Genomic DNA, 25,901 nt, shown 5'->3' with positions numbered 1-25,901 from the left:
GGATCGCTCCCCGGCCTTTTCTTATGTCTCGCCGTCCCCGCTTACTTCAGCGGCTTGGCAATCTCCGGCTGCATCGACGGATCGTCCACCACATCGACGATCCCGCGGCCGACATGGCTGCGGCTGCGGCTGTAGAAGAAGTAGATCAGCAGCCCGATCGCGCCCCAGCCCGGCAGGACCAGGATCGCGGTCAGCGGCAGCGAGACGTACAGCCCGATGCAGCCGATCATCGACAGCGGCGCGATGACCCACACCGCCGGCGTCTTGAACGGGCGCGTCCGGTTGGGGTCGCGCACGCGCAGCACCATCACCGACACCGCGACCATGAAGAACGCGAACAGCGTGCCCGAGTTCGAATAGTCGGCCAGCTTGCCGACCGGCAGCACGGCCGCGGCGAACGCCGCCGCGATGCCCGTCACGATCGTGACGACATGCGGCGTGCGGTACTTCGGGTGCACCGACGCCAGCTTCTCCGGCAACAGGCCGTCGCGCGCCATCGTGAAGAACACGCGAGTCTGGCCGAACATCATCATCAGCACGACCGACGGCAGCGCGATCACCGCCGCCAGCCCGACCAGCCAGCCGACCAGCGGATGGTTCACGACCTGTAGCACATGGACCAACGCTTCCTTCGAGCAGACCAGCGGTTCGGTCGCGCCCGACGCGACGATCGAGGCGCAGCGGCCCGCCAGCTCGGGCGATCCCGGCGACAGCACGTGGCCGGCGGCGTCCATCACCGGCTGCGCGCCGATCGCGCCGATCGCGCCGGTCGCGACCAGCAGGTAGAAGATGGTGCAGATGCCGAGCGATCCGATCAGCCCGATCGGCACGTTGCGCTGCGGATTCTTGGTTTCCTCCGCCGCGGTCGACACCGCGTCGAACCCGACATAGGCGAAGAAGATCGAGGCGGCGGCGCCCAGCACGCCGGTCGTCCCGGTCGGCATGAACGGCTCGGTCGGCGACCCGAAGTGGGTGGCGTTCAGCGCCGGCAGCGTCAGCGCGATGAACGCGGTCAGCGCGGCGATCTTCACCGCGACCAGGATCGCGTTGACGCGCGCGCTCTCGGTCGTGCCGATCACCAGCAGCCAGGTGACGAAGCCGGCGATGATGATCGCGGGCACGTTGATCCACCCGCCGACGTCCATCGCCTTTTGCAGGTCCGCGCTCATCGGCGTGCCGAACGCGACGTACATGTGCGCCATCAGCGCGTCGGCGTTGCTGAGCGCATGCGGGATGTGGATTCCGGCGGCGGTCAATCGCCCGACGACGAAGTTCGACCAGCCGACCGCGACCGCGCTGGCGCCGACTGCATATTCCAGGATCAGCGCCCAGCCGACCATCCAGGCGAGCAACTCGCCGTTGACCGCATAGGTGTAGGTGTAGGCGGAGCCCGATACCGGCACCATCGACGCCAGTTCGGAATAGCACAGCGCCGCGACGCCGCAGACGAAGCCGGCGACGACGAAGCTGAGCAGCATGCCCGGCCCGGCCTTCTGCGCGGCTTCGGAGGTCAGCACGAAGATACCGGTGCCGATCACCGCGCCGATCCCCAGCATGGTCAGCTGGAACGCGCCGAGCGATCGGTGAAGACCCTTTTTCTCCGCCGTCGCGAGGATCGCGTCGAGCGGTTTAACGCGGTCGAAAATCATGAAACTCCACCCCAAGCTTTTGTTCTGATGTTGGCGGCGGAGCCTAAACGCAAAACGAGGGCGCGCAATCCCTATTGCGTTTAAGTGCGCGGTGCCGGCCCGCTCCCCCACCCGACCGCCCAGACATCGTACTTTATGGGCGGTCGGGTGGGGGAGCGGGCCGACACCGCGACAGACTAGCGCGCGAGCATCGGCCCCAGCGGCTTGCCGCCGAACAGGTGGACGTGGAGGTGCGGCACTTCCTGCCCGCTGTCCGGGCCGATATTGGCGAGCAGGCGATAGCCGGGCGCGACGAGGCCGAGGTCGCGAGCCACCGTGCCGATCGCGCGGACGAAGCCGGCGATCTCCTCGGCCGACCCGCGCGCGCTGAAATCGTCCCACGACACGTACGCCCCGGTCGGGATCACCAGGATGTGCGTCGGCGCGCACGGCGCGATGTCGTGGAACGCGATCGCCCACTCGTCCTCGTACACCCGCCGCGACGGGATCTCGCCGCGCAGGATCTTCGCGAAGATGTTCTGGTCGTCGTACGGACGAGTGGCGTCGATCGGCATCGGGTCAGCTCCGGCCGGCTTTTTCGGCGAGGCCCGATTGCCCGGTCCGCCGCGCCAGTTCGGCGCGGACGTCGTCGAGCCCGAGTCCGGCATCGGCGAGCAGGACGAGCAGGTGATAGACCAGGTCGGCCGCCTCGCCGGTCAGCGCGCGCCTGTCGTCGCCCATCGCGGCGATGACCGTCTCGGTCGCTTCCTCGCCGACCTTCTGCGCGATCTTGGCGCGGCCCTTGGCGAACAGGCTGGCGGTGTAGGAACTCGCGGCATCGGCGCCGCGGCGGGAGCGGATCAGCGCATCGAGCGCGGTGAGCGGATCGTCGGCCATGGTCGGGCAGCGCTGCCCGCCGGCGCCGCTCGCGTCAATCCTTCGGCGTGTCGACGGTGCGATCGAACCGCTTGCGCAGGGCGCGGCGCGCCAGCCACACGCCCGCGACGGCCATCGCGAACAGCGCGATATCGGACAGTTCGGGCATGCTGCGCGTGTGGATCACGCCGCTGTGCGGTGGCGCCTGCGCGAAGGCAGGCGCGGTGAGCAGCAGGAAGGGCAGGGCGAGCCGCATGCCCGACGTCTATCAGCCGGCACTTAAAACTTCGTCATGCTGGCCGTGATCCGGCATTTGCCGGGCCGCAAGCAAAGGGACCCGGATCAAGTCCGGGGCGACGATTACTGAAGGGGCGTGCGAACCGGTATCCCCGCCGCCGTCAGCGCACGATGCGCGTCGGCGATGCTCGCCTCGCCGAAGTGGAAGATGCTTGCGGCGAGCACGGCGCTGGCATGGCCGTCGCGGATGCCGGCGACCAGATCGTCGAGCCCGCCGACCCCGCCCGACGCCACCACCGGCACGCTCACCTGGTCGGCGATCGTCCGGATGAGGTCGAGGTCGTAGCCGCCGCGCGTGCCGTCGCGGTCCATGCTAGTGACGAGCAGTTCGCCCGCCCCGAGTTCGGCGAGCCGGACGGCATGCGCGACTGCGTCGATGCCCGTCGGCTTGCGCCCGCCATGCGTGAACACTTCCCAGCCGCTCTCGACCCGCCGCGCATCGACCGAGGCGACGACGCACTGGCTGCCGAACCGCTCGGCCAGTTCGCCGACGAGCTCCGGACGCGCCACCGCCGCCGAATTGACCGCGACCTTGTCGGCGCCGGCCAGCAGCAGCGCCCGCGCATCCGCGACCGAGCGCACCCCGCCGCCAACCGTCAGCGGCATGAAGCACACTTCCGCCGTCCGTCGCACCACGTCGAGGATCGTGCCGCGCGCCTCGTGGCTGGCGGTGATGTCGAGGAAACAGAGCTCGTCCGCGCCGGCGGCGTCATAGGCCTGCGCCTGTTCGACCGGATCGCCGGCATCGCGCAAGTTCACGAAGTTGACGCCCTTCACCACGCGGCCGTTCGCCACGTCGAGGCAGGGAATGACTCGCGCGCGGACGGTCATATGTCCCTCTCCCGACGGGAGAGGGAGGGAGGAGCGAAGCGACGGAAGGGTGAGGGTCTGTTCGGATAAAGAAGGCCGCCGTCACCCTCACCCTCCCGCTCGGCTGCGCCGAGCGGGCCCCTCCCTCTCCCACGGGGAGAGGGGATGCTCACGCCCCCGCCGCCACGGCGAGCGCGGTCGCGAGGTCGAGGCGGCCGTCGTACAGCGCGCGACCGGTGATGACGCCTTCCACGCCCCCTTTGGATTCATTGGCGCGCGCATGCAGCGCCAGGACGTGGATATCGCCGATCCCGCTGACCCCACCGCTCGCGATCACCGGGATATCGACGCTGCGCGCGAGGTCGACCGTCGCCTGGACGTTGCACCCTTTCAGCAACCCGTCGCGCCCGACATCGGTAAACAGCAACGCCGCGACTCCGGCATCCTCGAACCGCCGCGCCATGTCGGTGACCGCGACGTCGGACATTTCGGCCCAGCCGCGCGTCGCGACCATGCCGTCCTTCGCATCGACCGCGACGACGATGCCGCCGGGAAAGTCGCGCGCCGCGTCGCGCACCAGGTCCGGGTTCTCGAGCGCGGCGGTGCCGATCACCAGCCGCGCGACGCCGGCGTCGAACCAGCCCTCGATCGCGGCGCGGTCGCGGATACCGCCGCCCAGCTGGACGTGGCCGGGAAAGGCCGTGACGACGGCGCGCACGACCTCGCCATTGACCGACTGCCCGGCGAACGCGCCGTCGAGATCGACCATGTGGAGGTGCTGCGCGCCGGCGTCGGCGAACGCCATCGCCTGCGCGACCGGATCGTCGCCATAGACCGTCGCGCGATCCATATCGCCCTCGGCCAGCCGAACGACGTTCCCGCCCTTCAGGTCGATCGCGGGGAAGACGATCAGGGTCATCAAATTCTCCCCGGCACGGGGAGGGGGACCGGCCGCAGGCCGGTGGAGGGGGCTGGCTCCGGGCGATGTCCGAAGAGGCGAACCCCCTCCGGCGCTCCGCGCCACCTCCCCGTGCCGGGGAGGATTGTCAGGGTCGCCATGTCAGGAACCTTTCGAGCAGCGCGAGGCCGTAGCCCTGGCTCTTTTCGGGGTGGAACTGGACGCCGGCCAGATTGTCGCGCGCGATCGCGGCGACGACCGGGCCGGCATGGTCGGTGGTGGCGACGACGTCGGCACCCGAGCCATTCGATTCAAACGCGTAGGAATGGAGGAAGTACGCCTCGCCGGCCACGATCAGCGGATGCGGCACGGTCGGGCGGACGTCGTTCCAGCCCATGTGCGGCACCTTGGCGCTCGGGTCGTCCGGCGTCAGCAGGCGGACCCGGCCGGGAATCCAGCCGAGGCCGGGATGCTCGCCCAGCTCCTCGCCAGCGTCCGCCATCAACTGCATCCCGACGCAGATGCCGAGGAACGGTGCGCCCTCGCGCCGCACGCGTTGCTCGATCGCATCGACCATGCCGTCGACCGCGCGCAAGGCGGCGGCGCACGCCCCGAACGCGCCGACGCCGGGCAGGACGATGCGGTCGGCCTTCGCGACGACGACCGGGTCGGCGGTGACGGCGATGTCCCGCCCGCCCGCCGCCTTCAGCGCATTCGCGACCGAATGGAGGTTGCCGGCGCCGTAATCGATGAGGGCGAGGGTCAAATTCCCCTCCCGCTTGCGGGAGGGGTTAGGGGTGGGCAGGGCCACAGGGGGTGGAGCCATATATAGGCCCACCCCCGGCCCCTCCCGCAAGCGGGAGGGGAGAGACTCACAACGTCCCCTTCGTGCTCGGGATCACTCCCGCCTTGCGCGGGTCGATCTCGACCGCCTCGCGCAACGCCCGCGCCAGCCCCTTGAACGCAGCCTCGGCGATGTGATGATTGTTGCTGCCGTACAGCGTCTCGATGTGCAGCGTGATGCCGGCGGTCTGCGCGAACGAGTGGAAGAAATGCTCGAACATCTCGGTGTCCATCTCGCCGAGGCGTTTCTGGCTGAACTCGGTCTTCCACACCAGATACGGCCGCCCCGAAATGTCGAGCGCGACTCGCGTCAGCGTCTCGTCCATCGGCGACAGCGCGTCGGCATAGCGGCGGATGCCGCGCTTCTCGCCCAGCGCCTTCGCGATCGCCTCGCCGATCGCGAGCCCGGTATCCTCGACCGTGTGGTGCTGGTCGATGTGCAGGTCGCCGACCGTCTTAATGTCGAGATCGATCAGCGAATGCCGCGACAGCTGCTCGAGCATATGGTCGAAGAAGCCGATGCCGGTGGTGACGGCATAGGCGCCGGTCCCGTCCAGGTTGACGGTGACTTCGACCGAGGTCTCGCTGGTCGAGCGGCTGATCGTCGCGGTGCGCATCGCGCCCCTTTAGTGTGTGTTGCTCACCATGCAACTTGACCCGCCCGGCGCATCGGCTACCCAAGCGCGATGAGCGACCAGCTGCCCGACAGCCTGATTCCGTATGACGAGATCGTCCAGGAGGCGCTGCGCGCCGTCGTCGGGCGCGTGCTGGGGTCGGTGGCGACCGGCGGCGGTCTGCCCGGCGAGCATCATTTCTACATCACCTTCAAGACCCAGGCGCCCGGCGTCGACATCCCGCAGCGGCTGATCGAGCGGTTTCCCGACGAGATGACGATCGTGCTCCAGAACCGGTTCTGGGACCTGACCGTCGACGACGAGCGGTTCTCGGTCGGGCTGAGCTTCAACCAGGTGCCGTCGAAGCTCGACATCCCCTATTCGGCGATCACCGGGTTCCACGATCCCGCGGTGAATTTCGAACTGCGCTTCCAGGCGCAGGAAGAGCCCGAGGGGCCAGAGCCGCATGACGAGGCGGAGAACGACGCGGTCGAGCGAGTCGATGACGGGTCGAACGTCGTCAGTGTGGACTTTAAGCGGAAGAAGTAGGCCGGAGCGAGCCGCGTAGCGTCAGCTAGGCGGCGGTTGCGTCAGTAACGCGAACGGCCGGCCGACGCGGCGGAGCCGCGTTCGACGTCACGGGATTTACTCCCGTGACGGCCGCCCCCATCTAACCGGCATGACTCAGCAAACCCGCACCGAAACCGATTCGATCGGCGCGATCGCGGTGCCCGCCGCCGCTTATTGGGGCGCGCAGACCCAGCGATCGATCGAGAATTTCCCGTTCGGGCCGACCGAGCGGATGCCGATCGCGATCGTCCATGCGCTGGCACTGGTGAAGCAGGCGGCGGCGCGGGTGAACCGCCGCCATGGCCTGGCCGCCGACAAGGCCGACACGATCGAAGCCGCCGCCGCCGAGGTGGTGGCGGGCAAGCTCGACGATCAATTCCCGCTCGTGATCTGGCAGACCGGCTCCGGCACGCAGTCGAACATGAACGTCAACGAGGTCATCGCCGGCCGCGCCAACGAGATGCTGACCGGCACGCGCGGCGGCAAGACGCCGGTCCACCCGAACGACGACGTCAACATGAGCCAGTCGTCCAACGACAGTTTCCCAACCGCGCTGCATGTCGCGACCGCGCTGGCGGCGACGCGGCGGTTGCTGCCGGCGCTCGACCGGCTGGCGGACGCGTTGCTCGCCAAGGCGAAGGCGTGGGACGACATCGTCAAGATCGGCCGCACGCATTTGCAGGATGCGACGCCGCTAACGCTGGGGCAGGAATTCTCCGGCTACTACGCGCAGTTGAAGCTGGCGCGCACGCGGACCGAGCCGTTCGTGATCCACGCGCTGTCGAAGCTGGCGCAGGGCGGCACCGCGGTGGGCACCGGCCTGAACGCGCCGGCCGGGTTCGCCGAGGACTTCGCCGCCGAGATCAGCACGCTGACCGGCTTCGCGTTCGAAACCGCGCCCAACAAGTTCGAGGCGCTGGCGTCCAACGACACGCTGGTGGACTTCTCGGGCCGGCTCAACAGCCTAGCGGTCGCGCTGACCAAGATCGCCAACGACATCCGCCTGCTCGGTTCGGGTCCGCGCTCGGGGATCGGCGAGCTGGCGCTCCCCGCCAACGAACCGGGCAGCTCGATCATGCCGGGCAAGGTCAATCCGACGCAGTGCGAGATGCTGACGATGGTCGCGGGCCAGGTGATCGGCAACCACCAGGCGGTGACGGTCGGCGGGATGCAGGGGCATCTCGAGCTCAACGTGTTCAAGCCGCTGATCGGCGCGAACGTGCTGCGCTCGATCGACCTGCTGAGCGTCGCGATGGAATCGTTTGCCGAGCGTTGCGTCGAGGGGCTCGAGCCGGACCGGCGGCGAATCGCCGAGCTGGTCGACCGCTCGCTGATGCTGGTGACCGCGCTCGCGCCCGAGATCGGCTACGACAATGCTGCGAAGATCGCCAAGCATGCGCACAAGCACGGCCTGACGCTGAAGGAAGCGGGTCTGGCGCTCGGCCTGGTCGACGAAGCGACGTTCGATCGTGTCGTCCGGCCGGAAGCGATGATCGGTCGCTGACGAGGAACGTCATCCCCGCTTTCGCGGGGATGACGACCGCCGAGGGGAACCTTTCCCCGTCCCCCGCGCTGTCTCGCGCGAACCGACAAAGGGAATGTCAGCATGATCGGAGACCTCATCGCCGCCGCCATCGGCAAGCATATCGACGAATCGGACGGTGAGGGCGGGACGCTCGGCGCGATCGTCGGGGTGCTGACGTGGAAGGCCGCGAAGACGATCATCCCCGCCGCGGTCATCGTCGGCACCAGCTATTACGTCTATAACCGGCTGACCGGCGGGCGGAGCGTGGCGCCCACGGCTTGACGGGGGGTGACCGGCCACGCCAAAGGCGCGCATGGCCGACCATCGATCGTCGCAACCCAAGAGTTTCAAGCGTCGCGGGCTGATGTTCGTGCTGTCGTCGCCGTCGGGCGCCGGCAAATCGACCATCGCGAACCGCTTGCTCAAGGAAGAGCGCAACCGGCTGAAGATGTCGGTGTCCTACACCACGCGGCCGATCCGCGAGGGCGAGGTCGACGGGCGCGACTATCACTTCGTCGATACCCAGACCTTCCGCCAGATGGTCGAGGACGACCAGTTCCTCGAATGGGCGCGGGTGTTCGATCAGCGCTATGGCACGCCGCGCGAGACGGTGTTCAAGGATCTGGAGCATGGGCGCGACATCCTGTTCGACATTGACTGGCAGGGCGCGCAGCAGCTGTTTCAGCTGGCCGGCGGCGACGTCGTGCGCGTGTTCATCCTGCCGCCCGGGCTCAAGACGCTGCGCGCGCGGCTGGAGAAGCGCGCGACCGACACGCAGGACGTGATCGACCGCCGGATGGATCGCGCCCTGTCGGAAGTCAGCCACTGGGATGGCTACGACTATGTCCTGGTCAACGACGACCTCGACGATTGCTACGAGTGCGTCCAGACGATCCTGACCGCCGAGCGGCTCAAGCGCTCGCGCCAGCGCGGCATGATCGGCTTCATCCGCCGCCTGCCGGAGATGTAACGGAACGTTAGAGTAGCCCCAGGAACCGCACCGCCGCATCGAACTCGGCGCGTTTGGCGGCGCGGGCGTCGGCGGCGAGATCGTCCTCGCCCCATTGCTCGGCCTGCCACAATTCGTCGAGATTGGCGGCGGCCCAGACGGCATCCGCTTCCATCACACCTTCGACCAGCGCCAGCGCCAGCACCAGCGAGCCGGTGATCGTCACCACTGGCGACAGTCCGGCGAGGGTGAACGCGTCGCGCGTCGCCACCGCGACCGCCAGCCGCTCGATCGTCGCATCGGCCTGCGGCCGGTGGATCACCCCGCTCGCGAGCTCGAACTGCACGTCGTAGCGCCGCTCGGCCCAATCGAGCGGCGGGTTCCACTGCGCATTCTGCCGCGCGACCAGATCGGGCGGCGAATCGGCGCGGTAACAGAGCAGGTCGCTCTCGGCATAGGCGGCGAGGTTGGCGGCGAACAAAGCGGGGTCGACGGCGACGCGTTCGATCGCGGCGTTGGCGAGGCCGGTCAGCGGCATCGCGCGCGGATCGATCGTGTCCGCGACGCCGCGCCACTCGTCGGCGACCGCCTCGGCCAGCGCGTCGGTCGGCAGCACCAGCGGCAGGCGACCGGGCGTGCGCACCGGCTTGCCGTCGAGCCGCACGCCGCGGGTCGCATCGACCGTCACGTCCTGCCAGAAGCGTTTCACTTCTTCGGCTGCCGGCGATGCGTGCGCAGATTGCCCGGCGTCGCCCAGCGATGCGCGAGCGCGGCCGGCACGGTATAGGCCATGTATATCGCCGACAGCACGATCGCGGTGCCCAGGATCTTGGTCGGCCAGTAATCGTAGCGCCCGATCAGGATGATCCCAAACACCGCCCCCGCCGCGCCGAGCAGGCGGAAGAAGACCATCGCGAAATAGCGGTTGCGCGATTGCGTGGGGGTGGGATCGGTCATGTCCGCTCTTTCGGCGATCGGTTGGTGAATTGCCAGCCCGGTGGGGGGAGATCCGGGCAGATCAACATGTAGCCAGTCAGAGACGACCTATCCGTCCACGCTTCGTCACCCCGGCCTTGTGCCGGGGTCCACTTGGACGCTTGCGTATCGTTCGAGCCTCTGGCGCTGGAGAAAGCCTCCCGGTGGACCCCGGCACAAGGCCGGGGTGACGGCCCTTTTGGGTTGCGCCGTCGAACGCCGACCGTCCCTAAGCGCGCCGCATCCAATGCGCGATGCCGCGCCGGCCGGCCGCCTCCGCTCCATCGGCGGCGGACAGGCGGGCGGCCTCCGGCTTGTTCTGGCCGAGCTTGAGCGTGCCGCGCCAGGCGGTGACCTCCAGCCGGAAGCCGACGATCGCCTGCGTCATCTTCGCGAACAGTCCGGCATCCATCTTGTCGCGCGTCCAGGCCAGTTTCGGTGCGAGCCGCGCTTCCTGTTCGGCGGAGAGTTGGTCGACCTGCGCAACCAGCTCGTCCTGCGCCATCCGCCGCATGATGCCCTCCAGCTCGACGGCGACATAGTTCCAGGTCGGCACCTGATCCTGGCCGAGCCCGTACCAGTCGGGGCTGATATAGCCGTCCGGTCCCAGCGCGCTGAACACGGCGGGCGTGCCGTCGAGATGCCGCACGATCCCGTTGCCGCGCGCAAGATGCAGCCCGAGCGTGTCGTCGTCCAGCCACACCACGGGCACGTGCGCGACACGCGGACCGTCCGGCGTCGCGGCGAACACGGTGCCGAACCCGAGCTCGCGGACCAGCGCCCGCATCGCCTCGCGATCCTGCCAGCGGAAGGTGGCGTTGGGGTGCATCAGGCCATTTCTAGCATGTGCTCCTGCGCAGGCAGGAGCCCAGGGCCGCAAGCGATGCCGTCCTTGGTCCTAGGCTCCTGCTTTCGCAGGAGCACAGTGGAGAGTGAGACGGGCATCACCGCTTCTTGGGCGACGGTTTCGGTTCGGACTTCCTGGCCGCAGGCTTGCGCGTGCCGCTCGCACCCCGCCGCGGCGTCTCCGCACCGCCCCGGTTCCGTCGCTCGCCCTTGCGCTCCTTGCGCACGGTCTTGGCATGCGCCCTGGCCTTCGCCTTCTGGTCCGCCTTGGTCGGGGGCGGGGGAGCGTCGAGCGGCATGCGGTCGCCGAGCATCGGCTCGAACCCCAGGCTCGCCAGGCTCTCGGCGAAATGCGTCGGCAGTTCGGCGGTCACGTCGAGATGCCCGCCATCGGGATGATCGACCGCGATCCGCCGCGAATGGAGGTGCATCTTGCGGCTGATCCCGCCGGTCAGGAACGCGGCCGGCCCGCCATATTTGCCATCGCCGACGATCGGGTGGCCGATCGCCGCCATGTGCACGCGCAGCTGGTGCGTGCGCCCGGTAAAGGGGGTCAGCTCGACCCAGGCGGCGCGGTTGCCGGCGCGCTCGATCACGCGATAGCGGCTGCGCGACGGCAGGCCCTCGGCCTCGTCGACATGCATCTTCTCGCCGCCGGTGCCGGGCTGCTTCGCCAGCGGCAGCTCGATCATGCCGTCCTCGATCGACGGCACGCCGACGACGATCGCCCAATAGGTCTTCTTCGCGCTCCGCCCCGAAAAGCTCTTGGCGAAGAAGGCAGCGGCGCGGCTCGTGCGCGCCACCAACAGCGCGCCCGACGTATCCTTGTCGAGCCGATGGACCAGCTTCGGCCGCCCTTCTGCCCCGAACGTCAGCGCGTCGAGCAGGCCGTCGACATGGGCGGTCGTCTTGGTCCCGCCCTGCGTCGCGAGGCCGGGCGGCTTGTTGAGCACCAGCGCCTGTGCGTCCTGATGGATCACTAGTTCGCGCGCGAAGGCGATCTCGTCGTCGCTGAGCGGCGGGCGTTCGCGTTTGGGCCGGGCGGTCGCCTGGACCGGCTCGGGCGGGGGCACGCGCAGCGTCTGCCCCGCGACCAGCCGGTCACCCGGGGTCGCGCGCGCGCCATCGACGCGCAACTGCCCGGTTCGCGCCCATTTGGCGACGATCGTGAAGCTGGTGTCGGGCAGGTGTCGCTTGAACCAGCGGTCGAGCCGGATGCCGTCGTCGTCGGGCGCGACGGTGAAGCTGCGCACGTCGCTCATGCCAATCCCCGCACCAGATAGAGCCCGCCGAACAGCGCCAGCACCGACCCGATCACCGAAACCAGCGCGTAGCCGACCGCCACGCCCCATTGCCCGCGCTCGATCATCGTCACGGCATCGAGCGAGAAGGCCGAGAAGGTGGTGAACCCGCCGAGCAGCCCGACCCCGACCAGCACGCGGGTCGACTCGCTGCTGCCCATGCGCGCGAGACTGCCGGCGAGCAGGCCCATGCCGAACCCGCCGATCAGGTTCACCGCCAGCGTGCCCCATGGATAGACGGTGCCGAGCCAGCGTCCCGCCAGCACGCCGGTGCCGTAGCGCGCCGCGCTGCCCACCGCGCCGCCGGCCATGACGAGAAGGAAATACATCGCGATGCTGTAGCGGGTAAGGGGCGGGGCCGTAACCCGCTATCGGCGGTGTCCAACGCCCAGGCGAGGCGACCTGCTGCTGTCCGTGATCGGGCAGGCGGCCGCGCCTGGGCGCTGAAGGCGGGAAACCGGGAGGGGGCGTTACACCCCGTTATTGGCGACGATATCGACGTCGGTACGGCCGTCGGTCCGCTTGCGCAGGTAGATGACGTAGGCGCCGCCGTCCTTGTCGCGGGTGCCGCCGAGCACGTGCTGCGCGCCGTCGGCCTGATGTTCGGCGGAGTAGCCGGCGGCGGTTACGCGACCGTAATACCAGTCGACCACCGACTGCACCGGCGCGGCGGTCGAGAAGCTGACGACGCGCAAGGCGCAGCCGCCCGCGGTCGCGCCGGCGGCCTCGTCGACCCGCGCGTCGGGATAGAGCGGCAGGTCGCGCGGCAGGCGCTGGACCCAGCCGGTCGAATATTGCAGCCGGCCGGCGCAATCGGCGGTGCGGCGGTCGCGCTGGCGCTGGACGAGCGCGCCGAGCGTCACCGAATCGTCGCGCACCTTGCATTGCGGGCAGGCGCCCGATGCCGCCGGTGCCGGCTTGCCGCCGCCCGAGGAGGAGGACCCGCCGGTGACGGTGCCGTCGTTGCGCGTGCCCGCGACCGAATCGGGCGGGGTCGCGCCCGAATAGGGCTGCTGCGGCGGGCGGATCGCGTCGGCATTGGCCTGGCCGGCGAGCGCGGGATCGACCATGATCTGGTCCTGCAGGGCGCTGCGCATCGCCACGTCGCTGCCGTTGGCGCCGGTGTTCCCGGCCAGCTCGGCGTCGAGCGAATCGAGGTTGCCGGCGGCGGCCTGCTGCTTGCCGCCGCACGCCGTCAGCGCGAGCGGCACGAGCGCGAGGAGGATAGTCTGGCGAAAGGCCACGCTGGCGAAACTCCGATGGTTCGCCGGTGGGCGTAGCGGGGCAGGGGTTAAGATCGGGCTACGCCGGGCCGGGGACTTGCGCGCGGGCGGCGCGTTCCCACATGCGCGGCATGTTCAATATCGTCTCGATCGCCATCGGCCTGCTGCTGACCGTCGTCGTGCTGGTCGGATTGCCGCCGTTCCTCGGCTGGATCAACTGGCTCGCGCTGGTGATCGGCGCGGTCGGCGTGCTGATCGGCGCGCTGTCGCGGCACAAGGCGGGGATGATCTTCAACATCGTCCTGCTGCTGATCGCGGCGGGGCGACTGTCGCTGGGCGGCGGCATCATCTGACACGAAAAAGGGCCCGGCGAACCGGACCCTTTCCGTCGTGTGGAGGTGGTCGGCCTCAGCGGCAGACGACCTGCCCGCGATCGATCGCCGAGCCGAGCGCCGCGCCGCCGGCGACGCCGAGCAGCGTGCCGAGCGTGTTCGACCGGCCATAGCTCAGCGAATTGCCGATCAGGCCGCCGATCGCGCCACCGACGATCAGGCCGGTGGTGCCGTCCGAGCGGCGGCAATAATATTGCCCGTTCTGCCCGCGATAGATGCGGTCGGTGCGATACAGCCGGCGCGGCTGGTAATAGCGACCGTCGCGATAATAGCGGTCGGCATAATAGTAACGCTGGCCCGGCTCGAACCGGTTATAGTCGTAGTTCCGCCAGCGCTGCCAATCGCCGCGATTGCGATCGTCGCGCCAGTCGCGCCGGCCGTCGCGGTCGCTACGCCAGTCACGCCCTCCGTCACGATCGTCGCGGTGATCGCGCGGATAGTCCTGCGCGGTTGCCGCGATCGGCGCGATCGTCACGCCAGCGGCCAGAGCGGCCATCAGGAGCCGTCGCATAATTCTTCTCCATCTCATTGCTGATGCAAACAAAACGAAGCCGCGCGCGGCTGGTTGCGTGAACCGCAAACTACCCCGCGTTCAGGCGAGCGTCAGGCGGCGACCGCCGTCTCCCGCATCGCCTCCGCCGCGATCGCGATGCTGCGCTTGCGGGCGGCATGGTCGTAGATCGAGCTGGTCACCATGATCTCGTCGACGCCGGTGCGTTCGACGAACGCGGCGAGCCCGCGCGCCACCGTCGCGCGATCGCCGATCGCGGAGCATTGCAGGACATGGTCGAGGATCGCGGCGTGCTGCGGCGGCAGGCTGTCGCGATAGCCCGCGACCGGCGGCGGCAACTGGCGCGGATTGCCGGTGCGCAGCGCCACGAACGCTTGCTGCTGCGAACTGGCGAGCCATTCCGCCTCGTCGTCGCTATCGGCCGCGAACACGTTGAACCCGGCCATCGCATAGGGCCGGTCGAGTTGCGCCGAGGGGCGGAAGTCGCGGCGATAGAAGGCCAGCGCCTGGTCGAGCGCATCGGGCGCGAAGTGCGAGGCGAAGGCGTAGGGCAGGCCGAGCATCGCCGCGAGCTGCGCGCCGAACAGGCTCGACCCCAGGATCCACATCTCCGGCTTGGCGCCAGCGCCCGGCGTCGCGCGGATGGCGGGTTGGCCCCCAAAATCATCGGCCCCCGCGAAATAGCTTTGCAGCTCGATCACGTCGCGCGGGAAGGCGTTGGCGTCGCTGTCCAGGTTGCGGCGGATCGCCATCGCGACTCGCTGGTCGCTGCCCGGCGCGCGGCCGAGCCCGAGATCGACGCGGCCGGGGAACAGCGCGTCGAGCGTCCCGAACTGCTCGGCGATCACCAGCGGCGCATGGTTGGGCAGCATGATCCCGCCCGCGCCGATCCGGATCGTGCTGGTCGCGGCGCCGACATGCGCGAGCACGACGGCGGTCGCCGCGCTGGCGATGCCGGCCATGCCGTGATGCTCCGCCGTCCAGTAGCGATGATAGCCGCTCGCCTCGGCATGCCGGGCCAGGTCGGCGGCGTTGGCGAGCGCCTGGCCGACGGTGCCGCCTTCGACGACGGGGACGAGATCGAGCAGGGACAGCGTGGTCATGGCGGGAAGATGGGGAGGCGGCGTCGCGGCGCAACCTGTTCCGGCTCAACCGTCACCCCGGCCTCGTGCCGGGGTCCACCGAGCCGCGTGCGCACCGCTCGATCCTCTGGCGTTGCGGAAGCCGCGCAGTGGACTCCGGCACAAGGCCGGGGTGACGGTCATTTCGTCAACAGAAGTGGTTCAGAAGCTGAATCCGTAGCGCAGCGCCATGCCGTAATCCGCCGGGATGCTGGCGAAATTGCCGGGGTCGCGGCGGTAGAACAGGTTGGTCTGGAGCGCGCCGCGGCCGACCGCGATGCCATAGGCCGCCTCGACGTCGAGCTCGTGGCCGGTGGGGGTCAGGTTGAGGAACTGCGCGGTGTAATCGCTGACCCGGCCATCGGTGTAGCTCCAACCGGTCGGCAGCAGCAGCGACAGCCCGCCGCCGGTGACGCGCAGCGGCTGGGCGATGCGGAGCGACAGGCCGTCGCCCTTCGTGAACACACCCGACTTGGCGACGTCGGCCGAGAAGGCGGCGCTGCGCAGCGAACCGGCCCCGGTCAGGCCGGAACGGACGTCGGCGATCGTCCAGCCGCGGCGGAGCGACCCGCCGATCGACCAGCCGCTGCCGGCGTCGAGCCGCGCGGTCGCATCGACGAACCAGCTCGTCGCGCGCGGGCTGCCGAGCCCGGCACCCAGCCGCGCGCCCAGCATCGTGTCGCGCTCCGCCAGCCGGCTACCGCCCAGCCACAGGCCGAGCGCGCCGAAGCGGCGGTCGATCGTCACCGCCGCGCGCTGATAACCCGAGCGGTCGTAGCGATAGGCCAGCGCCGCCTGCACCTCGCGGTCGCCACGCACCAGCACGTCGCCGCTTTCGACCGCGCCGGTCACGCCCCAGCCGCCGAGCTGGCGGCGCACCGCGACCGAACCGCGCGCACGGCTGTCGAAGCCGAGGCCGGCGCCGGGCTCGCGCGCGACCAGGAAGGCGGGGGCCGACTGGCCCGACAGGCGCGCGGTCAGGCCCTGGCCGCTTTCGGCGAACCCGATCGCGAAGGACGACTTGTCGCCCAGCCGCTGGATCACGCTGCCGGCGATGGCGCGCGACTGCTCGGCATCGGCGCGGCTCAGGCCGAACGCGGTCAGCGCGGCGGCGCTCTGGCCGGCGTTGCGGATCGGGGCGATCGTCATCGCGACGCTGGTGCCGCCGCGGTCGAACGCGACGTTCTGCTGACGCCCGGTCAGCGCGGCGGTCAAATCGTGCTGCGGCGTGGTGCGCGCGAGCGTGCGCGCCAGGTCCATCGCGAAGGCGCGGTCATAGCCGTCGAGGATGATCGCGCCGAGCGTGCCGACCTTGGCATCACCCATCGCCGCCGACAGCGTGCCGTTGGCGGCCATGCTGACCGACGCGCCGGTCGTCGTCGTGATGCCGCCCGCCGGCTGGAACGCGCGGGTCAGATCGAGCACGCCGCGGCCATAGACGCTGTCTGTGCCGGGCGCGCCGGCGTCGCGCGTCGTGGTCAGCAGGATCTGGACGATCTGCGCACCGGTCAGGTTGGGGAATGCCTGCGCCAGCAGCGCCGCCGCGCCCGCGATCTGCGGTGCGGAGAAAGACGTTCCGGACCAGAGGCATACGGCAGTATCGTTGCACGGGGCGCGAACATTCTCGCCGACCGCGGCAATATAATGGTCCGCCGCCGGGCCGGTGCCGGCGCGGTTGCTGAAGTCGGAAATCGTGTCGCCGCTCGGCAGTCGCGTCGGGTTGGCGCTGACCGATCCGGCGATCAGCACGAGGTTGCGGGCATAGGGGCTGTCGGCGAGGCCGGCGCCGAACGCGTCGGGCGAGGCGCCCTTGACTGCGTCCTTGCCGTTGTTGCCGGCCGAGACGACGATGATGACGCCGCGCGCCGTCGCCCGGTTGAGCGCGGCGAGCAGGGCCGAGGACGGCGCGTCGCCGCCGAGCGAGATGTTGACGATCCGCGCGCCGTTGCTGACCGCCAGGTCGACCCCGGCGGCGATGTTGGCGTCGTCGAAGGTGCAGCTGTCGCCGCTGGCCGAGGCACCCCCCGCGGCACAGCTGCCCGGCGTGTCGGCGCGCGCCGCGATGATCGTCGCGCCGAACGCGACGCCCTGCGTGCCCGATCCGTTGCGCACGCCGGCGATGGTGAAGGCGACGGCGGTGCCGTGGCCGTCCTGATCGTCATAGCTGGCGCCGCCGGCGACGTTGCGCGAGGCGGGGTCGACGCGGCCGGTGAACTGGTCGCTCGCCATGTCGAGCCCGGTATCGACCACGCCGACCTTGATCCCGGCGCCGGTCGCGCCATGGTCATAGGCGGTCAGCGCGTTCATCGACACCGCACCGACGGTCGAGCGATATTCGCTGGTGTCGTTGCTGCTCGGCACGGCGGCGACGGTCGGCGTCGGGGTCGGCGTCGCGACCGGAGTCGGGGTGGGGGTCGGCGCGGGCGCAGCGATCGGGGTCGGGGTCGAACTGACGCCGCCGCCGCCGCTGCTGCCGCACGCGGCGGTGGCGAGGCAGGCGGTCAGTGCCGCCGACTGCAACAAACGAACGCGCATCCCCATACGCCACACCCCTGAATTCGTTAACGCCGTCGTCGCCCTCGGGTCGGATCGTGGTTACCGATTTCCCGACTCCGGCATCGCCCGGCGGCTGTGCAGTGATTAGATGGCCGCGGCGGCACCGCGCAACGGCGCAGATTCGCGTCGATTTCCCGCGCCGAAACGGAAAACATGCTTTAACCACAGTCGTTTACGCGCAGAAGTGGTTAACTGGTAAACGGTGCTGGTAAAGCATCGGCGCGGGGGCGTTGCGCGACGGCCACACACGCCGTCGGGGCCACCGATTCCCGTGCCTCGCGGGGCGTCGGAATCGGGTCCGTTCCGACCATTGCCAGTCCGGGGTCTGGCCCCTAGGGCACGCCGCATGGACGCGCGGCTGGCCTCGATCCGGAACTGGATCTTCGACCTCGACAACACGCTGTACCCGCACGAGGCACGGCTGTTCGAGCAGGTCGATCGCCGCATCACCGCCTATGTCGCGACGACGCTGGGAGTGACGCGCGACGCGGCGTATCAGGTGCAGAAGCGCTATTTCCACGATCATGGCACGACGCTCGCCGGGCTAATGGCCGAACATGGCGTCGATCCGCACCATTACCTGGCGGACGTCCACGATATCGAGATGGACGTGCTGGAGGCGAACGCCCCGCTCGCCGCCGCGATCGCGCGATTGCCGGGGCGCAAGCTGGTCTTCACCAACGCCGACGCCGCCTATGCGACGAAGATCCTCGCGCGGCTCGGGCTGGGCGAGGCGTTCGAGGCGATCCACGACGTCCACGCGCTCGACTATCGCCCCAAGCCGCAGCCCGAAGCCTATCGCAGCCTGTGCGACGCCTACGGCCTCGACCCGGCGGTGTCGCTGTTCGCCGACGACATGGCGCGCAACCTGGCGCCGGCCAAGGCGATCGGCATGACCACATTGTGGGTCGATAACGGCAGCGAACAGGCGGCCGACGCCGAACGGTCGCACGTCGACTTCACGACGCGCGACGTCACCCACTGGTTGAACGAGATGATGGAGGAAGCATGACCGACCTGGCTGCGACGATCGACGCCGCGTGGGAGGACCGCGCGAGCGTCTCGCCCGGCACCACCGGCGCGGTGCGCGACGCGGTGAACCAGGCGCTGGCGCTGCTCGATGCGGGCGAGGCGCGGGTGGCGGAGCCCGACGGCGCGGGCGGCTGGCGCGTCAACCAATGGCTGAAGAAAGCGGTGCTGCTGTCGTTCCGGCTCAACGACAACGCGGTGGTCGATGGCGGGGCGGCGGGGGCACCGGCGTTCGACAAGGTGCCGTCGAAATTCGCCGGCTGGGGCGAGAACCGTTTTCGCGACGCAGGCTTCCGCGTCGTCCCCGGCGCCGTCGTGCGCAGCGGCGCGTTCATCGGTCGCAACGCCGTGCTGATGCCCAGCTTCGTCAATATCGGCGCCTATGTCGGCGAAGGCACGATGGTCGACACCTGGGCGACGGTCGGCAGCTGCGCGCAGATCGGGCGCAACGTCCACATCTCCGGGGGCGCCGGGATCGGCGGCGTGCTCGAGCCGTTGCAGGCCGATCCGGTCATCATCGGCGACAATTGCTTCATCGGCGCGCGGTCGGAAGTGGCCGAGGGCGTCCGCGTCGGCGAGGGCGCGGTGCTGTCGATGGGCGTCTATCTCGGCAAGTCGACCAAGATCGTCGATCGCGCGACCGGCGAGATCGTGCTGGGCGAAGTGCCGCCCTATGCCGTCGTCGTGCCGGGCTCGATCGGCGGCGGCGACGGGAAGCCGGCGCTGTACTGCGCGGTCATCATCAAGCGCGCCGACGCGCAGACGCGGGCGAAGACCAGCATCAACGAATTGCTGCGGGACTGACGGTTTTTACCGTCACCCTCGCGCAGGCGGGGGGCTATCTCCGGTCGGTTCAGCGTGTGGCAAGCGCGGGAGATGGATCCCCGCCTGCGCGGGGATGACGAAGAAAAGGATAGGCAGGATGAGGTTCAGGTCGGGTCGTATCGCATTGTTCGCGCTTCTCCTCGCCGGCCCCGCCGTCGCGCAGGAAATCCCGGCGCTCGACCCGTCCAGCGTACCCGTCCGCCCGGCCGAGGTCGTCGCGACCTTCCCGCACGACCCGCATGCCTATACCGAGGGGCTGTTCTACCAGGACGGCGCGCTGTGGGAATCGACTGGGACGATCGGCCGCTCGGGCATCCGCAAGGTCGACCTGAAGACCGGCAAGGTACTGATGAGCGTCGCGGTCGATCCGCCGCTCTATGGCGAGGGCATCGCGCCGTGGGGTGACCAAATCCTGAGCCTCACGTGGAAGAACGGCATCGGCTTCCGCTGGTCGAAGGACAAATTGAAGCAGCTCGGCAGCTTTCGCTACACCGGGGAGGGCTGGGCGCTGACCAATGACGGGCGCGACGTCATCCTGTCCGATGGCACCCCCGTGCTGCGCTTCATCGATCCTGCCACCTTCAAGGTGCGCCGCCGCCTGACCGTGACGCATGACGGACGGCCGCTGCCCAACCTCAACGAGATCGAATATGTCGACGGCGAGATCCTCGCCAACGTCTGGCTGACCGATCGCATCGCGCGGATCGACCCGACCTCCGGCCGCGTCGTCGGCTGGATCGACGTGAGCGAACTGCACCGCCAGTCGGGCGCGACCGACATCAACGACGTCGCCAACGGCATCGCCTGGGACGCGAAGCACCGCCGGCTGTTCGTTACCGGCAAGGACTGGCCATATCTGTTCCAGATCAAGCCGCCGAAGGAGGCAGCCCGCCAATAAGCAACACGTCATGCCGGGTTCGTCCCGGCATCCACCGTGCGACAACTACTCTCTTCCATCGTGGAGAAGTGGACCCCGGCACAAGGCCGGGGTGACGGGGGAGTCGAGGCACGGTCTCGACTTCGTAACGTCCGCCGCCTATCCGCGCGGCCAACCAGATCGATTAGCAGAGGATTGCCGACACGATGACCACCGCCAGCCAGGTACTCGACCGCGTGCTCGTGCTCGAAATGGTCCGCGTGACCGAAGCGGCGGCGATCGGGGCGTCGCACCTGATCGGGCGCGGCGACGAGAAGGCGGCCGACGCCGCCGCGGTCGAGGCGATGCGCGCGGCGCTCAACGAGCTCTACATGGACGGCACCGTCGTGATCGGCGAGGGCGAGCGCGACGAGGCGCCGATGCTCTATATCGGCGAAAAGGTCGGCGCGGCGCCGGGCAAGGGGCCCAAGATCGACATCGCGCTCGATCCGCTGGAGGGCACGACGATCACCGCGAAGGCGGGGCCGAACGCGCTCGCGGTGCTGGCGATCTCCGAAGAGGGCAACCTGCTCAACGCGCCCGACGTCTATATGGACAAGATCGCGGTCGGCCCGGGCTACCCGGCGAACGTGATCGACCTCGACAAGTCGCCGACCGAGAACGTGAAGGCGGTCGCCGCCGCCAAGGGGGTCGAACCGCACGAGGTCATCGCCTGCGTGCTCGACCGTCCGCGCCACGAAGCGCTGATCGCCGAACTGCGCGGGCTCGGCTGCGGCGTGGTGCTGATCGGCGACGGCGACGTGGCCGGGGTGATCGCGACGACCAATCCCGACACGACGATCGACATCTACATGGGGTCGGGCGGCGCGCCGGAGGGCGTGCTGGCGTGCGCGGCGCTGCGCTGCGTCGGTGGGCAGTTCAAGGGGCGGCTGCTGTTCCGCAACGACGACGAGCGCGCACGCGCGCGCAAATGGGGGATCGAGGACCTCGACAAGCAATACGACCTGGCGGAACTGGCCAAGGGCGACTGCATCTTCGCGGCGACCGGGGTGACCAGCGGCTCGCTGCTCGACGGGGTGAAGCGGCGCGGCGACAAGCTGACGACCAACTCGGTGGTGATGCGCGCGAGCTCGGGCACCGTCCGCTGGGTCAAGGGCGAGCATCGCGTGGGTCATCTCGCGGACTGACGCGCGCCGCCCGCTTCCAATGTAGGAAAACGCGTGTCAGGCTGGTCGCCGACACGCTGTTTCTCATCGCCGGAACCAACGACCGGGTGGCGCGACGTCGCGCGCCGCTACCCCGTCAAGTTTGTCAAGTTTGGCGCCGGCCGGTCCCCAAATCGTCCTGCCGGGCTTGTCCCCGCATCCACCGTGCCGCACACCCTCGGCCTGCGAGAATCGCGGCGCGGTGGCCCCCAGCACGAGGCCGGGGTGACGGTAGAGGGGATGACGATGCGTAAATCCATGGTCCTGTTGGCGACGGTCGCGGCGCTGGTCCCGCTCTCCTTCGTCGCTCGCGCGCAGACGACCGTCAACGCCGCAGAGCAATCGCCCTTCACTTACGAAGAGATCATGATCCCGATGCGCGACGGGGCGAAGTTGCAGACCGTGATCCTGCGCCCGCGCGATCGTAGCGACGCGCTGCCGATCCTGCTCCAGCGCACCCCCTATGGCGTGCCCGCCGGGGCGCCGCCCAGCGCCGGGCGGTTCGGCAGCCTGATGAAGGACGGCTACATCTTCGTCTTCCAGTCGATGCGCGGGCGGTTCAAGTCGGACGGCAATTTCACCCTCTCGACCGGGGTGAAGACCGAGCCGAACGAAGCGACCGACGCCTACGACACGGTCGACTGGCTGGTGAAGCATGTGCCCAACAATAACGGCCGCGTCGGCATGACGAAGCGACCGACGCCTACGACACGGTCGACTGGCTGGTGAAGCATGTGCCCAACAATAACGGCCGCGTCGGCATGTGGGGCGTGTCCTATCCGGGCTTCGCCGCCGCCGTCGCGCTGGCGAACCCGCATCCGGCGCTGAAGGCGGTCAGCCCGCAGGCGGCATGGATCGATTACTGGCAGTCGGACGATCTCCATCGCAACGGTGCGCTGCGGCTGAGCTATGCGACCGACTGGGTGTCCTCGCTCCAGCTCGACAAGACCCAGAACAAGGATTTCGTCTATCCCGTCCCCGATACCTACGATTTCTTCCTGAAGGAGGGCAACGCGGCGGCGATCGACCGCGATTACTTCAAGGGGCGGGTGCCGATGTACTCGGCGCTGCTCGACCATCCCAACCACGACGCCTTCTATACCGACCAGAACTGGCAGATGGCGCTGGGCCGGACGACGGTGCCGACGCTCAACGTCGCCGGATTCTGGGACCAGGAGGATCCGTGGGGGTCGTGGCAGATCTATTTCCGCCAGGCAAAGAACGACCCCGATCACCTCGCGCAGATCGTCGCGGGGCCGTGGAACCATGGCGGCTGGCAGGGAAAGGGCGACCGGCTCGGCCCGATCCCGTTGCCGGTCGAGAGCGGGATCGAGTTCCAGGACCAGATCCAGGCGCCGTTCTTCCGCTACTGGCTGCACCAGCAGGGCGAGCGGCCCGATTTCCGGGCGAAGATGTTCCAGTCGGGATCGTGGACGTGGAAGACGTACAAGGCGTGGCCGCCGGCCGGCGCGAAGGCGACCGCGCTCTACCTCCACGCCGACGGCTCGCTGTCCTTCACCGCGCCGGCCAAGGGCGAGGGGTGCCGCGATTACGTCAGCGATCCCGCCAACCCGGTGCCGTTCCGCCAGCGCCCGATGACCGGCACGTACCAGTCGCCTGACTGGCGGACATGGGAGTCGGACGACCAGCGCTTTGTCGATCATCGCCCCGACGTGCTGAGCTACGTATCGGCGCCGCTCGACCATGATCTGACCGTGACCGGCAGTCTGGCGGCGACGCTGCTCGCCTCGACCAGCGGGACCGACAGCGACTTCGTGGTCAAGCTGATCGACGTGCTGCCGTACGACTACGACACCAGGACGGTGCCGGCGGCGGGCAAGGTCGGCGATTACGCGCGGACGCTCAACGGCTATCAGCTGCCGGTCGCGATGGAGGTCCGCCGTGGGCGCTTCCTCGCCAGCGACACCGTCCCGCAGGCGCTGGTGCCGGGCAAGGTGGTCGCCTGGGACGTGCCGTTGCGCGACCACGACCATGTGTTCAAGGCCGGCCACCGCATCATGGTGCAGGTTCAGTCGAGCTGGTTCCCGATGATCGACCGCAACCCGCAGAGCTTCGTCCCCAACATCGCCCGCGCGCCGGCGAGCGCGTATGTGAAGGCGACGCAGCGCGTGTGCGCGGGGTCGCGGGTGACGTTGCCGGTGATGTAGCTCGCCGCAGCGAAATAGCGTTCGCTATTTCGCGGCCCGGCGGCGAGTACGGCCGGCGAGCGCAGCATCGACCGACGGCGCGGCTTCGCCGCACCGCTAGTTTTTAAGCCGATACCCCGTCCGGAAAATCCACGCGATCACGCCGAGGCACAGCAGCAGGAAGGCGGCCGTCGCCGCCAGGCTGATCCCGATATCGACGTCGCCCTTGCCGAAGAAGCTCCAGCGGAACCCGCTGACCAGGTACACGACCGGGTTGAACAGGCTGACCGTCCGCCACGGCTGAGGCAGCATGTCGATCGAATAGAATGCGCCGCCGAGGAAGGTGAGCGGCGTGATGAGCAGGGCCGGGACGAAGTTCAATTGCTCGAACCCCTTCGCCCAGACGCCGATGATGAAGCCGAACAGGCTGAACGCGATGCTGGTCAGCAGCAGAAACGCGACCATCGCCACCGGATGCGCGATCGGCACGGGCACGAAACACGCCGCGGTGCCGAGGATGATGAGGCCGAGGATCACCGACTTGGCGGCGGCGGCGCCGACATAGCCCAGCACCATCTCCATCGCGCTGATCGGTGCCGACAGCAGTTCGAAGATCGTGCCGGTGAATTTCGGAAAGTAGATCCCGACCGAGGCATTGCCGATCGACTGCGTCAGCAGCGACAGCATGATGAGCCCCGGCACGATGAAGCTGCCATAGCCGACCCCGCCGACCTGGTTGATCCGGCTGCCGATCGCGCCGCCGAACACGACGAAATACAGGCTGGTCGTGATGACCGGGGTGACGAGGCTCTGCCACAGGGTCCGCAAAGCGCGCGCCATCTCGAAGCGATAGATCGCCAGGACGCCGTGGACGTTCATGCCGGTTGCTCCTGCCGGCCACCGTCCCGCACCAGATCCACGAAGATATCCTCCAGGCTCGACTTCGACGTCTCCAGGTCCTTGAACCCGATCTCCATCTCGCCGAGCTTGCGCAGCAGCGACGGGATGCCGGTCCGCTCGGCCTGCGCGTCGAACACGTAGCGCAGCGTCTTGCCGTCATTCTCCAGCGCCAGGTGCCATTCTTCCAGCCCGGCGGGGATCGCGGTCATCGGTTCGTTGAGCGCCAGGTCGAGCTCGCGCTTGCCCAGCTTCTTCATCAGCGCGGCCTTCTCGTCGACCACCAGCAGCTTGCCGCCCGAGATCACGCCGACGCGGTCGGCCATCTCCTCGGCCTCCTCGATGTAATGCGTGGTCAGGATGATCGTCGTGCCGCGCTCGCGCAGCTTGTGGACCAGCTTCCACATGTCGCGGCGCAGCGCCACGTCGACCCCGGCGGTCGGCTCGTCGAGGAACAGGATATCGGGCTCGTGCGCCAGCGCCTTGGCGATCAGCACGCGGCGCTTCATCCCGCCCGACAGTTCCATGATCTTCGCCTTGCGCTTGTCGTAAAGCGACAGGTCGCGAAGAATCTCGTCGATATGCCCCGATTTCTGCGGATGGCCGAACAGGCCGCGGCTGAAGCGGCACGTCGCCTCGACCGTTTCGAACATGTCGGTCGCCAGTTCCTGCGGCACCAGCCCGATCTGCCGCCGCGCGCCCTTGGGATTGCGGATCGCGTCGCAGCCGCCGACGGTGATCGTACCCGTCGAGGGCGTGACGATGCCGCAGATGATCGAGATCAGCGTCGTCTTGCCCGCGCCGTTGGGGCCGAGCAGCGCGAAGATCTCGCCCTTCCGGATATCGAGGTCGACGGCGTGGAGCGCGTGGACGCCCGAGGCATAGGTCTTCGACACGCCACGGACGCTGAGGATCGGTTCGGTCATGCTTTCCCCTGTTGGTGGGGAGATGGGGGTGGAACCGGTGCGTAACAACCCCAGTGCTCC

30 protein-coding genes are annotated in these 25,901 nt (G+C 68.9%); 11 read left to right on the top strand and 19 right to left on the bottom strand.

The window, feature by feature from the left end:
- Positions 1-41 precede the first annotated feature (41 nt).
- The 8 genes from J0I47_RS06845 to hisB all read right to left on the bottom strand — a co-directional run bounded on the left by J0I47_RS06845 (position 42) and on the right by hisB (position 5,969).
- Positions 42-1,649, bottom strand: a complete 1,608-nt coding sequence (locus J0I47_RS06845; RefSeq protein WP_294045775.1) for an amino acid permease — start codon at positions 1,647-1,649, stop codon at positions 42-44.
- Positions 1,650-1,825: 176 nt separating this feature from the next.
- The gene (locus tag J0I47_RS06840; protein ID WP_294045773.1) at positions 1,826-2,203 is read right to left on the bottom strand and encodes a histidine triad nucleotide-binding protein; all 378 of its coding nucleotides are present in this window, start codon (positions 2,201-2,203) and stop codon (positions 1,826-1,828) included.
- A gap of 4 nt (positions 2,204-2,207) precedes the next feature.
- Positions 2,208-2,525, bottom strand: coding sequence for a phosphoribosyl-ATP diphosphatase (locus J0I47_RS06835; RefSeq protein ID WP_294045772.1), 318 nt, complete (start codon positions 2,523-2,525; stop codon positions 2,208-2,210).
- A 34-nt stretch (positions 2,526-2,559) separates the two neighbouring features.
- Positions 2,560-2,760: a hypothetical protein gene (locus J0I47_RS06830; protein WP_294045771.1), complete on the bottom strand. Its 201-nt coding sequence runs from the start codon at positions 2,758-2,760 to the stop codon at positions 2,560-2,562.
- 104 nt (positions 2,761-2,864) lie between these two features.
- Positions 2,865-3,632, bottom strand: coding sequence for an imidazole glycerol phosphate synthase subunit HisF (gene hisF, locus J0I47_RS06825; RefSeq protein WP_294045769.1), 768 nt, complete (start codon positions 3,630-3,632; stop codon positions 2,865-2,867).
- Between the two features lie 148 nt (positions 3,633-3,780).
- Positions 3,781-4,530 carry a 1-(5-phosphoribosyl)-5-[(5-phosphoribosylamino)methylideneamino]imidazole-4-carboxamide isomerase gene (gene hisA, locus J0I47_RS06820; RefSeq protein ID WP_294045767.1) on the bottom strand — a complete coding sequence of 250 codons (750 nt, stop codon included), beginning with the start codon at positions 4,528-4,530 and terminating at the stop codon, positions 3,781-3,783.
- Between the two features lie 127 nt (positions 4,531-4,657).
- A complete protein-coding gene (gene hisH / locus J0I47_RS06815) occupies positions 4,658-5,275 on the bottom strand; it encodes an imidazole glycerol phosphate synthase subunit HisH (RefSeq protein WP_294045766.1) in 618 nt (205 codons plus the stop codon).
- Positions 5,276-5,381: 106 nt separating this feature from the next.
- The gene (hisB, locus tag J0I47_RS06810; RefSeq protein ID WP_294045764.1) at positions 5,382-5,969 is read right to left on the bottom strand and encodes an imidazoleglycerol-phosphate dehydratase HisB; all 588 of its coding nucleotides are present in this window, start codon (positions 5,967-5,969) and stop codon (positions 5,382-5,384) included.
- A 69-nt stretch (positions 5,970-6,038) separates the two neighbouring features.
- Here hisB and J0I47_RS06805 point away from each other — a divergent pair, with 69 nt between their 5' ends.
- The 4 genes from J0I47_RS06805 (at position 6,039) to gmk (ending at position 9,031) form a co-directional block, all read left to right on the top strand.
- Positions 6,039-6,515, top strand: a complete 477-nt coding sequence (locus J0I47_RS06805; protein WP_294045762.1) for a ClpXP protease specificity-enhancing factor SspB — start codon at positions 6,039-6,041, stop codon at positions 6,513-6,515.
- 130 nt (positions 6,516-6,645) lie between these two features.
- Positions 6,646-8,040, top strand: coding sequence for a class II fumarate hydratase (gene fumC, locus J0I47_RS06800; RefSeq protein ID WP_294045761.1), 1,395 nt, complete (start codon positions 6,646-6,648; stop codon positions 8,038-8,040).
- A gap of 102 nt (positions 8,041-8,142) precedes the next feature.
- The gene (locus tag J0I47_RS06795) at positions 8,143-8,343 is read left to right on the top strand and encodes a hypothetical protein (RefSeq protein WP_294045760.1); all 201 of its coding nucleotides are present in this window, start codon (positions 8,143-8,145) and stop codon (positions 8,341-8,343) included.
- Positions 8,344-8,374: 31 nt separating this feature from the next.
- Positions 8,375-9,031 (top strand): guanylate kinase, encoded by a 657-nt coding sequence (gmk, locus tag J0I47_RS06790; protein ID WP_294045759.1) that lies wholly within the window; start codon positions 8,375-8,377, stop codon positions 9,029-9,031.
- A 7-nt stretch (positions 9,032-9,038) separates the two neighbouring features.
- Here the strand turns inward: gmk and J0I47_RS06785 are convergent, their stop codons facing one another.
- The 6 genes from J0I47_RS06785 to J0I47_RS06760 all read right to left on the bottom strand — a co-directional run bounded on the left by J0I47_RS06785 (position 9,039) and on the right by J0I47_RS06760 (position 13,376).
- Complete coding sequence (locus J0I47_RS06785) at positions 9,039-9,719, bottom strand: ATP12 family protein (protein ID WP_294045758.1); 681 nt, start codon at positions 9,717-9,719, stop codon at positions 9,039-9,041.
- On the bottom strand, positions 9,716-9,967 hold the full coding sequence (locus tag J0I47_RS06780) for a hypothetical protein (protein WP_294045757.1): 252 nt from the start codon (positions 9,965-9,967) through the stop codon (positions 9,716-9,718). The genes J0I47_RS06785 and J0I47_RS06780 overlap by 4 nt, the downstream gene beginning before the upstream one ends.
- Before the next feature lie 247 nt (positions 9,968-10,214).
- Positions 10,215-10,814, bottom strand: a complete 600-nt coding sequence (locus tag J0I47_RS06775; RefSeq protein WP_294045756.1) for an FMN-binding negative transcriptional regulator — start codon at positions 10,812-10,814, stop codon at positions 10,215-10,217.
- 115 nt (positions 10,815-10,929) lie between these two features.
- Positions 10,930-12,093, bottom strand: a complete 1,164-nt coding sequence (locus J0I47_RS06770; RefSeq protein ID WP_294045755.1) for an RluA family pseudouridine synthase — start codon at positions 12,091-12,093, stop codon at positions 10,930-10,932.
- Positions 12,090-12,461, bottom strand: a complete 372-nt coding sequence (gene crcB / locus J0I47_RS06765) for a fluoride efflux transporter CrcB (protein ID WP_294045754.1) — start codon at positions 12,459-12,461, stop codon at positions 12,090-12,092. Before crcB ends, J0I47_RS06770 begins: the two co-directional genes overlap by 4 nt.
- Positions 12,462-12,602: 141 nt before the next feature.
- Positions 12,603-13,376 (bottom strand): hypothetical protein, encoded by a 774-nt coding sequence (locus tag J0I47_RS06760; protein WP_294045753.1) that lies wholly within the window; start codon positions 13,374-13,376, stop codon positions 12,603-12,605.
- 110 nt (positions 13,377-13,486) lie between these two features.
- Between J0I47_RS06760 and J0I47_RS06755 the strand changes: the two genes are divergently transcribed.
- A complete protein-coding gene (locus tag J0I47_RS06755) occupies positions 13,487-13,708 on the top strand; it encodes a hypothetical protein (RefSeq protein WP_294045752.1) in 222 nt (73 codons plus the stop codon).
- A 55-nt stretch (positions 13,709-13,763) separates the two neighbouring features.
- On the opposite strand, the gene J0I47_RS06750 is transcribed toward J0I47_RS06755, so the two are convergent.
- The 3 genes from J0I47_RS06750 to J0I47_RS06740 form a co-directional block, all read right to left on the bottom strand.
- Positions 13,764-14,258, bottom strand: a complete 495-nt coding sequence (locus tag J0I47_RS06750) for a glycine zipper 2TM domain-containing protein (protein ID WP_294045751.1) — start codon at positions 14,256-14,258, stop codon at positions 13,764-13,766.
- 92 nt (positions 14,259-14,350) lie between these two features.
- A complete protein-coding gene (locus J0I47_RS06745) occupies positions 14,351-15,361 on the bottom strand; it encodes an LLM class flavin-dependent oxidoreductase (RefSeq protein WP_294045750.1) in 1,011 nt (336 codons plus the stop codon).
- 180 nt (positions 15,362-15,541) lie between these two features.
- Entirely contained in the window at positions 15,542-17,914 is a 2,373-nt protein-coding gene (locus J0I47_RS06740) for a S8 family peptidase (protein WP_294045749.1), read from the bottom strand.
- A gap of 367 nt (positions 17,915-18,281) precedes the next feature.
- Between J0I47_RS06740 and J0I47_RS06735 the strand changes: the two genes are divergently transcribed.
- From J0I47_RS06735 to J0I47_RS06710, 6 genes are all read left to right on the top strand, one after another.
- Positions 18,282-18,947 carry a pyrimidine 5'-nucleotidase gene (locus J0I47_RS06735; protein WP_294045748.1) on the top strand — a complete coding sequence of 222 codons (666 nt, stop codon included), beginning with the start codon at positions 18,282-18,284 and terminating at the stop codon, positions 18,945-18,947.
- Positions 18,944-19,768 carry a 2,3,4,5-tetrahydropyridine-2,6-dicarboxylate N-succinyltransferase gene (gene dapD, locus J0I47_RS06730; protein ID WP_294045747.1) on the top strand — a complete coding sequence of 275 codons (825 nt, stop codon included), beginning with the start codon at positions 18,944-18,946 and terminating at the stop codon, positions 19,766-19,768. The genes J0I47_RS06735 and dapD overlap by 4 nt, the downstream gene beginning before the upstream one ends.
- A 118-nt stretch (positions 19,769-19,886) precedes the next feature.
- Positions 19,887-20,687 carry a glutaminyl-peptide cyclotransferase gene (locus J0I47_RS06725; protein ID WP_294045746.1) on the top strand — a complete coding sequence of 267 codons (801 nt, stop codon included), beginning with the start codon at positions 19,887-19,889 and terminating at the stop codon, positions 20,685-20,687.
- 185 nt (positions 20,688-20,872) lie between these two features.
- A complete protein-coding gene (gene glpX / locus J0I47_RS06720; protein ID WP_294045745.1) occupies positions 20,873-21,853 on the top strand; it encodes a class II fructose-bisphosphatase in 981 nt (326 codons plus the stop codon).
- A gap of 264 nt (positions 21,854-22,117) precedes the next feature.
- Positions 22,118-22,600: a CocE/NonD family hydrolase gene (locus tag J0I47_RS06715; protein ID WP_294045744.1), complete on the top strand. Its 483-nt coding sequence runs from the start codon at positions 22,118-22,120 to the stop codon at positions 22,598-22,600.
- The gene (locus J0I47_RS06710) at positions 22,597-24,039 is read left to right on the top strand and encodes a CocE/NonD family hydrolase (RefSeq protein ID WP_294045743.1); all 1,443 of its coding nucleotides are present in this window, start codon (positions 22,597-22,599) and stop codon (positions 24,037-24,039) included. Before J0I47_RS06715 ends, J0I47_RS06710 begins: the two co-directional genes overlap by 4 nt.
- A gap of 96 nt (positions 24,040-24,135) precedes the next feature.
- On the opposite strand, the gene J0I47_RS06705 is transcribed toward J0I47_RS06710, so the two are convergent.
- Positions 24,136-24,897, bottom strand: coding sequence for an ABC transporter permease (locus tag J0I47_RS06705; protein ID WP_294045742.1), 762 nt, complete (start codon positions 24,895-24,897; stop codon positions 24,136-24,138).
- Positions 24,894-25,841 (bottom strand): ABC transporter ATP-binding protein, encoded by a 948-nt coding sequence (locus J0I47_RS06700; RefSeq protein WP_294045741.1) that lies wholly within the window; start codon positions 25,839-25,841, stop codon positions 24,894-24,896. Before J0I47_RS06700 ends, J0I47_RS06705 begins: the two co-directional genes overlap by 4 nt.
- Between the last annotated feature and the right edge of the window lie 60 nt (positions 25,842-25,901).

This window comes from Sphingomonas sp. (genome assembly GCF_017304635.1).
Taxonomy (GTDB): Bacteria; Pseudomonadota; Alphaproteobacteria; order Sphingomonadales; family Sphingomonadaceae; genus Sphingomonas.
Note: the sequence above shows the minus strand (reverse complement) of the source record. Positions and strands in the feature narration are given on the sequence as shown.

Coding starts and splice junctions, on each gene's coding strand:
- J0I47_RS06845 (WP_294045775.1), bottom strand. CDS start 1,649: ATGATTTTCGACCGCGTTAAACCGCTCGACGCGATCCTCGCGACGGCG.
- J0I47_RS06840 (WP_294045773.1), bottom strand. CDS start 2,203: ATGCCGATCGACGCCACTCGTCCGTACGACGACCAGAACATCTTCGCG.
- J0I47_RS06835 (WP_294045772.1), bottom strand. CDS start 2,525: ATGGCCGACGATCCGCTCACCGCGCTCGATGCGCTGATCCGCTCCCGC.
- J0I47_RS06830 (WP_294045771.1), bottom strand. CDS start 2,760: ATGCGGCTCGCCCTGCCCTTCCTGCTGCTCACCGCGCCTGCCTTCGCG.
- hisF (WP_294045769.1), bottom strand. CDS start 3,632: ATGACCGTCCGCGCGCGAGTCATTCCCTGCCTCGACGTGGCGAACGGC.
- hisA (WP_294045767.1), bottom strand. CDS start 4,530: ATGACCCTGATCGTCTTCCCCGCGATCGACCTGAAGGGCGGGAACGTC.
- hisB (WP_294045764.1), bottom strand. CDS start 5,969: ATGCGCACCGCGACGATCAGCCGCTCGACCAGCGAGACCTCGGTCGAA.
- J0I47_RS06805 (WP_294045762.1), top strand. CDS start 6,039: ATGAGCGACCAGCTGCCCGACAGCCTGATTCCGTATGACGAGATCGTC.
- fumC (WP_294045761.1), top strand. CDS start 6,646: ATGACTCAGCAAACCCGCACCGAAACCGATTCGATCGGCGCGATCGCG.
- J0I47_RS06795 (WP_294045760.1), top strand. CDS start 8,143: ATGATCGGAGACCTCATCGCCGCCGCCATCGGCAAGCATATCGACGAA.
- gmk (WP_294045759.1), top strand. CDS start 8,375: ATGGCCGACCATCGATCGTCGCAACCCAAGAGTTTCAAGCGTCGCGGG.
- J0I47_RS06780 (WP_294045757.1), bottom strand. CDS start 9,967: ATGACCGATCCCACCCCCACGCAATCGCGCAACCGCTATTTCGCGATG.
- J0I47_RS06775 (WP_294045756.1), bottom strand. CDS start 10,814: ATGCACCCCAACGCCACCTTCCGCTGGCAGGATCGCGAGGCGATGCGG.
- J0I47_RS06770 (WP_294045755.1), bottom strand. CDS start 12,093: ATGAGCGACGTGCGCAGCTTCACCGTCGCGCCCGACGACGACGGCATC.
- crcB (WP_294045754.1), bottom strand. CDS start 12,461: ATGTATTTCCTTCTCGTCATGGCCGGCGGCGCGGTGGGCAGCGCGGCG.
- J0I47_RS06755 (WP_294045752.1), top strand. CDS start 13,487: ATGTTCAATATCGTCTCGATCGCCATCGGCCTGCTGCTGACCGTCGTC.
- J0I47_RS06750 (WP_294045751.1), bottom strand. CDS start 14,258: ATGCGACGGCTCCTGATGGCCGCTCTGGCCGCTGGCGTGACGATCGCG.
- J0I47_RS06745 (WP_294045750.1), bottom strand. CDS start 15,361: ATGACCACGCTGTCCCTGCTCGATCTCGTCCCCGTCGTCGAAGGCGGC.
- J0I47_RS06740 (WP_294045749.1), bottom strand. CDS start 17,914: ATGCGCGTTCGTTTGTTGCAGTCGGCGGCACTGACCGCCTGCCTCGCC.
- J0I47_RS06735 (WP_294045748.1), top strand. CDS start 18,282: ATGGACGCGCGGCTGGCCTCGATCCGGAACTGGATCTTCGACCTCGAC.
- dapD (WP_294045747.1), top strand. CDS start 18,944: ATGACCGACCTGGCTGCGACGATCGACGCCGCGTGGGAGGACCGCGCG.
- J0I47_RS06725 (WP_294045746.1), top strand. CDS start 19,887: ATGAGGTTCAGGTCGGGTCGTATCGCATTGTTCGCGCTTCTCCTCGCC.
- glpX (WP_294045745.1), top strand. CDS start 20,873: ATGACCACCGCCAGCCAGGTACTCGACCGCGTGCTCGTGCTCGAAATG.
- J0I47_RS06715 (WP_294045744.1), top strand. CDS start 22,118: ATGCGTAAATCCATGGTCCTGTTGGCGACGGTCGCGGCGCTGGTCCCG.
- J0I47_RS06705 (WP_294045742.1), bottom strand. CDS start 24,897: ATGAACGTCCACGGCGTCCTGGCGATCTATCGCTTCGAGATGGCGCGC.
- J0I47_RS06700 (WP_294045741.1), bottom strand. CDS start 25,841: ATGACCGAACCGATCCTCAGCGTCCGTGGCGTGTCGAAGACCTATGCC.